This is a genomic window from Aeromonas sp. Y311-2, from assembly GCF_027706025.1.
In the GTDB taxonomy this organism is placed as follows: Bacteria; Pseudomonadota; Gammaproteobacteria; order Enterobacterales; family Aeromonadaceae; genus Aeromonas; species Aeromonas veronii.
In genome coordinates, this window is sequence record NZ_JAPDCL010000006.1 from 214,857 (window position 1) to 221,599 (window position 6,743).

The 6,743-nt window shown below is 58.3% G+C and carries 4 protein-coding genes, 1 tRNA gene and 1 rRNA gene; 3 read left to right on the forward strand and 3 right to left on the reverse strand.

Features of this window, described 5'->3' with window-relative positions:
- Positions 1 to 128 precede the first annotated feature (128 nt).
- The 3 genes from OKC42_RS08545 to OKC42_RS08555 all read left to right on the forward strand — a co-directional run bounded on the left by OKC42_RS08545 (position 129) and on the right by OKC42_RS08555 (position 3,691).
- Complete coding sequence (locus tag OKC42_RS08545) at positions 129 to 851, forward strand: response regulator (protein WP_005336534.1); 723 nt, start codon at positions 129 to 131, stop codon at positions 849 to 851.
- Positions 852 to 884: 33 nt separating this feature from the next.
- Complete coding sequence (locus OKC42_RS08550) at positions 885 to 2,246, forward strand: ATP-binding protein (RefSeq protein WP_021231762.1); 1,362 nt, start codon at positions 885 to 887, stop codon at positions 2,244 to 2,246.
- Positions 2,247 to 2,386: 140 nt separating this feature from the next.
- The gene (locus OKC42_RS08555; protein ID WP_270819484.1) at positions 2,387 to 3,691 is read left to right on the forward strand and encodes a transporter substrate-binding domain-containing diguanylate cyclase; all 1,305 of its coding nucleotides are present in this window, start codon (positions 2,387 to 2,389) and stop codon (positions 3,689 to 3,691) included.
- A 67-nt stretch (positions 3,692 to 3,758) separates the two neighbouring features.
- On the opposite strand, the gene OKC42_RS08560 is transcribed toward OKC42_RS08555, so the two are convergent.
- The 3 genes from OKC42_RS08560 to rrf form a co-directional block, all read right to left on the reverse strand.
- A complete protein-coding gene (locus tag OKC42_RS08560; RefSeq protein WP_201953069.1) occupies positions 3,759 to 5,711 on the reverse strand; it encodes a ligand-gated channel protein in 1,953 nt (650 codons plus the stop codon).
- 580 nt (positions 5,712 to 6,291) lie between these two features.
- Positions 6,292 to 6,368: transfer RNA gene (locus OKC42_RS08565), tRNA-Asp, on the reverse strand.
- Positions 6,369 to 6,465: 97 nt separating this feature from the next.
- Positions 6,466 to 6,580, reverse strand: a 5S ribosomal RNA gene (gene rrf / locus OKC42_RS08570).
- Positions 6,581 to 6,743 lie beyond the last annotated feature (163 nt).

The following is a 6,743-nucleotide window of genomic DNA, read 5'->3' on the forward strand; positions in this document are numbered from 1 at the left end:
TCTGAACTTTGCCAGCATCGCCCTTTTTTGTAGCAGAGTGTGGCATCGTGCGGATCTGGCACACTTTGACACAAACCGCCGGGCGGATTTTCGTATACTCGTGCCAACGCCAAGCAGGGGAGGTATTCATGAACCAGGGCAACACCCACATTCTGGTGGTCGACGATCACAGCGAGATCCGCGATCTGTTGAAACGCTTTCTGGAACAGCACGGCCTGCGGGTCAGCTGTGCCCGGGATGGCAAGGAGATGAAGCGACTGCTGGAGGAGCGGGAGTTCGACCTGCTGGTGCTGGATCTGATGATGCCGGGTGAAGATGGTCTGACCCTCTGCCGCGAGCTGCGGGTCAAATCGAACCTGCCCATCATCATGCTCACTGCCATGGGGGAAGAGACCGACCGCATCATCGGATTGGAGATGGGGGCCGACGACTATCTGGCAAAGCCTTTCAACCCGCGCGAGCTGCTGGCGCGCATCAAGGCGGTGATGCGCCGCACCCAGGCCGAGACCCAACCCGCCGCCGAAACCCTGACCCGGGATCTGCGCTTCGATCGCTGGTTGCTCGACGTCAATCGCCGGGAGCTGGTCGATGAGGATGGGGTGGGCCTGAGCCTCTCCACCGCCGAGTTCGATCTGCTCAAGGTGTTTCTGGAACGCCCGCAGCGAGTGCTGAGCCGGGATCAACTGCTGGATCTGGCCCGTGGCCGCGAGGCGGTAGCCTTCGATCGCGCCATCGATACTCTGGTGAGCCGGCTGCGCCGCAAGCTGGAGCGGGATCCCAAGAATCCGGAGCTGATCAAGACCATCTGGGGTGGCGGCTATATGTTCTCCGCCGACGTGACGCAGGTTTAAGCAGTGGGCACCTTGCGACGACTGTGGGCACGGATGTGGCCCAAGGGGCTGACCGGCCAGATCATTCTGGTGGCGCTGGCAGGGTTGATCCTGATCCAGCTGCTCAGCATCCAGATCTACCGCACGGATCGGGAGGAGGCGCTCGGCTTCGTCAACAGCCGCAACGCCATGCAGCGGATCATCTCGGTGGTCAGGCTGCTCTCCCTCTCCCCCCCGTCCCTCTATGACGAGATCCTCAAGGCGAGCCGCAGCGAGACCCTGCTGCTGCGCCTCTCCGACGAGCCGCTGCAACCGGATAACCGCAGCCCCCGCTTCGAGCAGCTGGTGCGCTCGCGCCTCAACTATCCCCCCGGCCTCACGGTCGAGATCAGCGCCGAGCTGAAAGAGGATACTCAGCGCAGCAAGGCGTGGGAACATCATGCCCGCATGATGCGGGATCGCAAGGGGCCGCCCCCGCCGCGGGATATGCGGCTCTATGGCTCCATCGAACTGCCGCAGGGGGGCTGGCTGCAGTTCAGCTCGCTGGTCGACAAGGAGGCGGGCAGCTGGTCGTGGCAGACCACCCTCAACCTGATGCTGGTCGCCAGTCTGGTGATCGGGCTGATGGTGCTGCTGTTTCGTCGTGCCACCCGCCCGCTCAAGCAGCTGGCAGGCAATGCGGAGCGGCTCGGGCGAGGCGAGGATATCGAGCCCTTGAAAGAGGAGGGGCCGACCGAGATCCGCGAATCGATTCAGGCCTTCAACCGGATGCACACCCGGCTCGACCGCTTCGTGCAGGACAGAACCCGGATGCTGGCGGCCATCTCCCACGATCTGCGCACCCCCATCACCAGCCTGCGGCTGCGCACCGAATTTCTGGCCGATGGCGAGGACAAGGAGCGCATCCAGCAGACCCTGCAACAGATGGAGCAGATGCTGGCCGCAACCCTCAGCTTTGCCCGCGAGGAGGGGCAGCAGGAGGCTACCCGCGAGCTGGATCTGGTCAGCCTGCTGGTCAGCCTGTGCGATGACTATGCCGATACCGGCCAGCCGGTCACCTGTCTGGCGGAAGGCAAAGAGGTCTACGCCTGTCGGGCCAACACCCTGCGCCGGGTGCTGCAGAATCTGATCGGCAACGCCATCAAATATGCCGGCAGCGCCGAAGTGTCGCTGGAGCGGCGCAAGGAGGAGCTGTTGATCCGGGTCTGCGATAACGGGCCGGGGATCGATCCGGCGCGGCTCGAGGATGTGTTCAAACCCTTCGTGCGGCTCGATGAAGCGCGCAACACCGAGTCCGGCAGTGTCGGGTTGGGCCTCTCCATCGCCCGCACCCTGGTCCATCAGCACGGCGGCGAGCTGACCCTGCTCAATCGGCCACAGGGGGGACTGGAGGCGCGGATCAGCCTACCGCTGTAAGTAGTTACTCTATCCGCCAGCCTTGTCATGGCGCCATTTGCATCATGTAAACTTCATCATTTGAGCGCTTGTTCTTCGATCAGAAAGACGGTGATAATCGGTGACCACGGGACGGTATACGGCAACGGATTGGAGCAAGGATGGCCTCTTCCAGGACAGGAGTCATAGTCAGTATCGGATGGGGGCTCCTGCTACTCGCCCTTGCCCTGCCAGCCTGGGCCAAAGCCCCGGAAGAGCCGCTCATCATTACCAACTCCAAAGCCTGGCAGCCCTTCTCCTATATCAATGAGTCGGGCCAGCCGGATGGCCTGCTGATCGATTTGTGGCGTGAATATGCCAGGGTCACCGGCCAGAAGATCGAGTTCAGGCTGGTCGACTGGCAAGGCTCCCTCGACCTGCTCCATGAGGGGAAAGCGGACGTTCACGCCGGACTGCTCTGGTCACCGGAGCGGGACAAACTGTTCGACTATGGCCGGCCTCTCGCCCAGCTCGACTCCCAACTCTTCTTCTCGAGCGAACTGCGCGGCACCGATGTCCACTACTACCTGCTCCATGAAACGGTCGGTGTGGTAGCCGGTGGCTACGAGGAGTATTACGCCAGACGCTACTTCCCCGGCACCAGACTGCAAACCTTCAATGACAATGACACCCTGCTGGCTGCGGCCTTCAAGGGTGAAGTGAAGGCCTTTATCGCCGATCTGCAGGTCGCCAACTTCTACATCTATACCTCGGACGATCCCACCCGCTTTATTCCGGTTCGCCACCTCTATACCGACCAGATCCGCTTTGCGGTGAAAAAGGGCGACCTTGCCCTGTTAAACCGGCTGGAAGAGGGCTTCGCCAAGCTCAAAGAGAGCGATCGGGAGCGGATCATCCGCAAATGGATGCATGTTGAGACCGTCTACCCCATCCATCTCGGTCCCTGGCTACTGTTTGCCGGAGTGTTAATCATGGTGGCCTACATAGTGCAATTGCGCCGCGCCGTTGCCAGCCGTACCACCGAGTTGAGCCGCGCCAACGCCAGACTGGAGAAACTGGCCAGTACCGACCCCCTGACCGGCCTGCTCAACCGACGGGCATTTATGCCCGCCATGGAGCAACGGCTGGCAAGCAGGGAGCCCTGTGCTCTACTGCTGTTCGATGTGGATCACTTCAAGGAGACCAATGACCGCTTTGGTCATGGCATCGGGGATCTGTTGCTGGAAAAGCTGGCCACACTGGCAGAGACAGAGCAATGGGCCGAGCGTATTTGCCTGGAGAGCAACCGGCAAACCCTGCACACCAGCAGCGGTGAGGTGACCCTCTCCATCAGCACCGGGGCAGTCTGGGTAGCCGCAGAGAGAGAGGCTGATGCCGACCAGCTACTACGGCAGGCTGACGCCCTCATGTATCAGGCCAAGGGACTGGGGCGCAATACCTGGCAAGCCGCCGCCTATCAGGCATAGTCCCCTGACGGACACGCAATAAAAACGGCCGCCATCGGAAGATGGCGGCCGCATGAGAGGTTTCCTATCAGAAGTTGTAGGTCACGCCCAGGTTGTAGCGGCGACCATCCAGCACAGTGCCATAGCTGCTGTAATCCACCGTCTTGTCGAACAGGTTGTAGACCCCGGCGGTCAGATCCAGATGCTTGTTGGCCTTGTAGACCAGGCCCATGTCAAAGAAGGTGTAGGAAGGGGTCCCCTCCGCCATCTTGACCCGGCTCAGGTACTCGGAGGTCTCGCCACGGAAGTTGACCCGTGACCAGAGGCTGAGATCCTCGGTGGTCTGCCAGTCTACGCTGCCGTTGAACATATGGCGGGGCATCTGGTTGAGGGCATGACCCGCCAGTGGACCACTCTTCTGCTCGGACTGGGTAAAGGTGTAGCTGGAGCTGACCGACCAATCCTCATTGATGGCCCAATCCATCATCCCCTCGACACCGCGCATGTTCGCCTTGTCGACGTTGACCCGATCACTGATGAAGTCATAGCTGTGACCATTGAGGGTACAGGCGGGATCGCTCTTGCTGGTGCAACGACGCACTTCGGATATCTTGTTCTTGAAGTCGGTGTTGAACAGGGTCACTCCGGCGTTGAAGCCCTGATGGCCATTCCACAGCAGGCCGATCTCTTCACTCACGCTGGTCTCGGGTTTGAGATCAGGATTACCGACCAGCATGCCATCCAGGCTACCACCACCGGTGACCTGACCCCAGTTGGCCGCTGACATCCGCAAGTCAGGAGAGCGGTAACCGGTTGATACGCCCCCTTTCAAGGTCCAGCTATCATCCAGATGCCAAACTCCGTAGAGGCGCGGGCTCCAGTGAGAGCCGTAATTCTGATCCCGATCCATGCGTGCGCCACCGGTGAGGGCAAAGCTGTCAGTGAGTGACCACTCATCCTCGACAAACATCGCCCAACTCCAGCGGGTCAGCTGCTCGGCAGGGTTGGCCACTTTCAGGGTATTGCCCTGATCGTGCAGATCCTCATAGCGATACTGACCACCGATACTCAGGTAGTGATCACCCAGAATAAATTGGGTATGGGTATCGGCGATGGTGTTGGTTAGCTCCATCTTGCGAGCCGGGTTGGTGTTGGTCTCCTGCTGCAAATAGCTGCTGGAAGAGCCGAAATCATACTGGCCATCATGGGTCAGCGCATAGTTGGTGCGCTCGTATCGGTTAAGGCTATCTTTCGCCTTGGCAGCCAGCGAATTGCCGGCCGTGCGATCCCGATCCTGCAGACTGCGACTGGCTTCCAGATCGAAGCGGTTATGATCATCAGGCTTGAAGCTGAGCACCGCCGTGCCACTGCGAGTCTCCTGCTCGGCAAAACCCTGGATAAATTTGTCTTCACCACGATGGGCGAGCTGACCATTGAAACGCAGCCCCAACACGCCATCGATCAGTGAACCTGCGGTATAGGCATCGGTCTGGAAACTGTTGCCAGCATCCTTGTTCTCCTGGAAGGTCGAATCAGCATGAACCGAGCCCTGCCAAGCCAGGCCGGTGGTCTTGCGGGTAATCACGTTAATCACGCCCCCCATGGCATCGGAACCATAACGGGATGACATAGGGCCACGGACGACCTCAATGCGCTCAATCGCCTGCAGTGGCGGCAGCCAGCCCTGCTCGATACCCGGACCATCGCTGTTCGGACGAGTGCCACGGCTATCCACCTTCTTGCCATCAACCAGCATCAGGGTGTATTTCGACCCCATACCACGAATGCTGATATCACTGCTGCTGCCACCGCCGGTCACCACAACACCGGGAACATCCTTCAGGGCATCGGTCACATCGCGATATGCCCGCTTTTCCAGCTGCTCACGGGTAATCACAGAGATGGAGGCAGCTGAGTCTTCAATCTTCTGCTGGAAGCCGGAAGCGGTGACGACCATCACCTCTTGTTCGGCAGCATAGGCCTGGGTCGTAAGAAGGGAGCAGATCAGCAAGGCAAGCTTGTTCGGTTTCAAAATTGTCATGTTTTAGCCTGAACATTATTAGTAGGAAGGTGACGTATTCCCTTACTTCACTCATTACAACGCCCTGGCATCCGGCCAGACGCAGTGCTAGAAAAGGCTCATTTGAAAAGCACTTTATTAATCAGCCCGCATTGTAACGACCCCGACCGGATCATTCAAACAATAATGATTATCATTTATCTCGTGTGGTATTCCTGCTACAAAACAGCTCATTCTTGATAAGAGACTGTTTTAATGGAATAAATCCATAAACAAGGGGATTAAACAAACAAGCGGAAGCGATGACGTACCGTTGCAAGATGGTCTGATTTAATCCTCAAGCTTTATCAGTTCGCTGCGGAACAATATGGCCAAGATGGGATGTACTGCGATACAGAGGTGGAAATAGTAGCAAGAACGCCAATAGGGGAAGGTATTGCCATCGCGGTGGGATGTCGGCAGCTCACCAGCAGGCTAAAACATCAAAACCCGGTCGTGAGACTGGGCTTTGTGTTCGTTCTGGTATGCAAACCTGTGGGTCTTATGGACAAAACCGCCCATAGCAAAAAGGCCTTCCCAATCGGGAAGGCCTTCAAATTAGTGGCGGAGCGGACGGGACTCGAACCCGCGACCCCCGGCGTGACAGGCCGGTATTCTAACCGACTGAACTACCGCTCCGCATTCGGTTAGCTTTCGCTAAATCTTCTGCTGCTTCTTATGAGGTGTCATCCTCGCAGCCAGTGATGTGAGTCTTCACATCGCTGTTTAATTGGGTGCCTGGCAGTGTCCTACTCTCGCATGGCGAATGCCACACTACCATCGGCGCTACCGCGTTTCACTTCTGAGTTCGGCATGGGATCAGGTGGTTCCACGGCGCTATGGCCGCCAGGCAAATTCTTCAATCTTGGAAAGCTGACGTGAGTAGTGATGTTGCGCTTGGCTTGTCACTATCACTGAATTTGAGTAGTTCGCTTGGTATTTGCTACAAGCCTTAGAACACTTCTTGGGTGTTGTATGGTTAAGCCTCACGGGTAATTAGTATGGGTTAGCTCA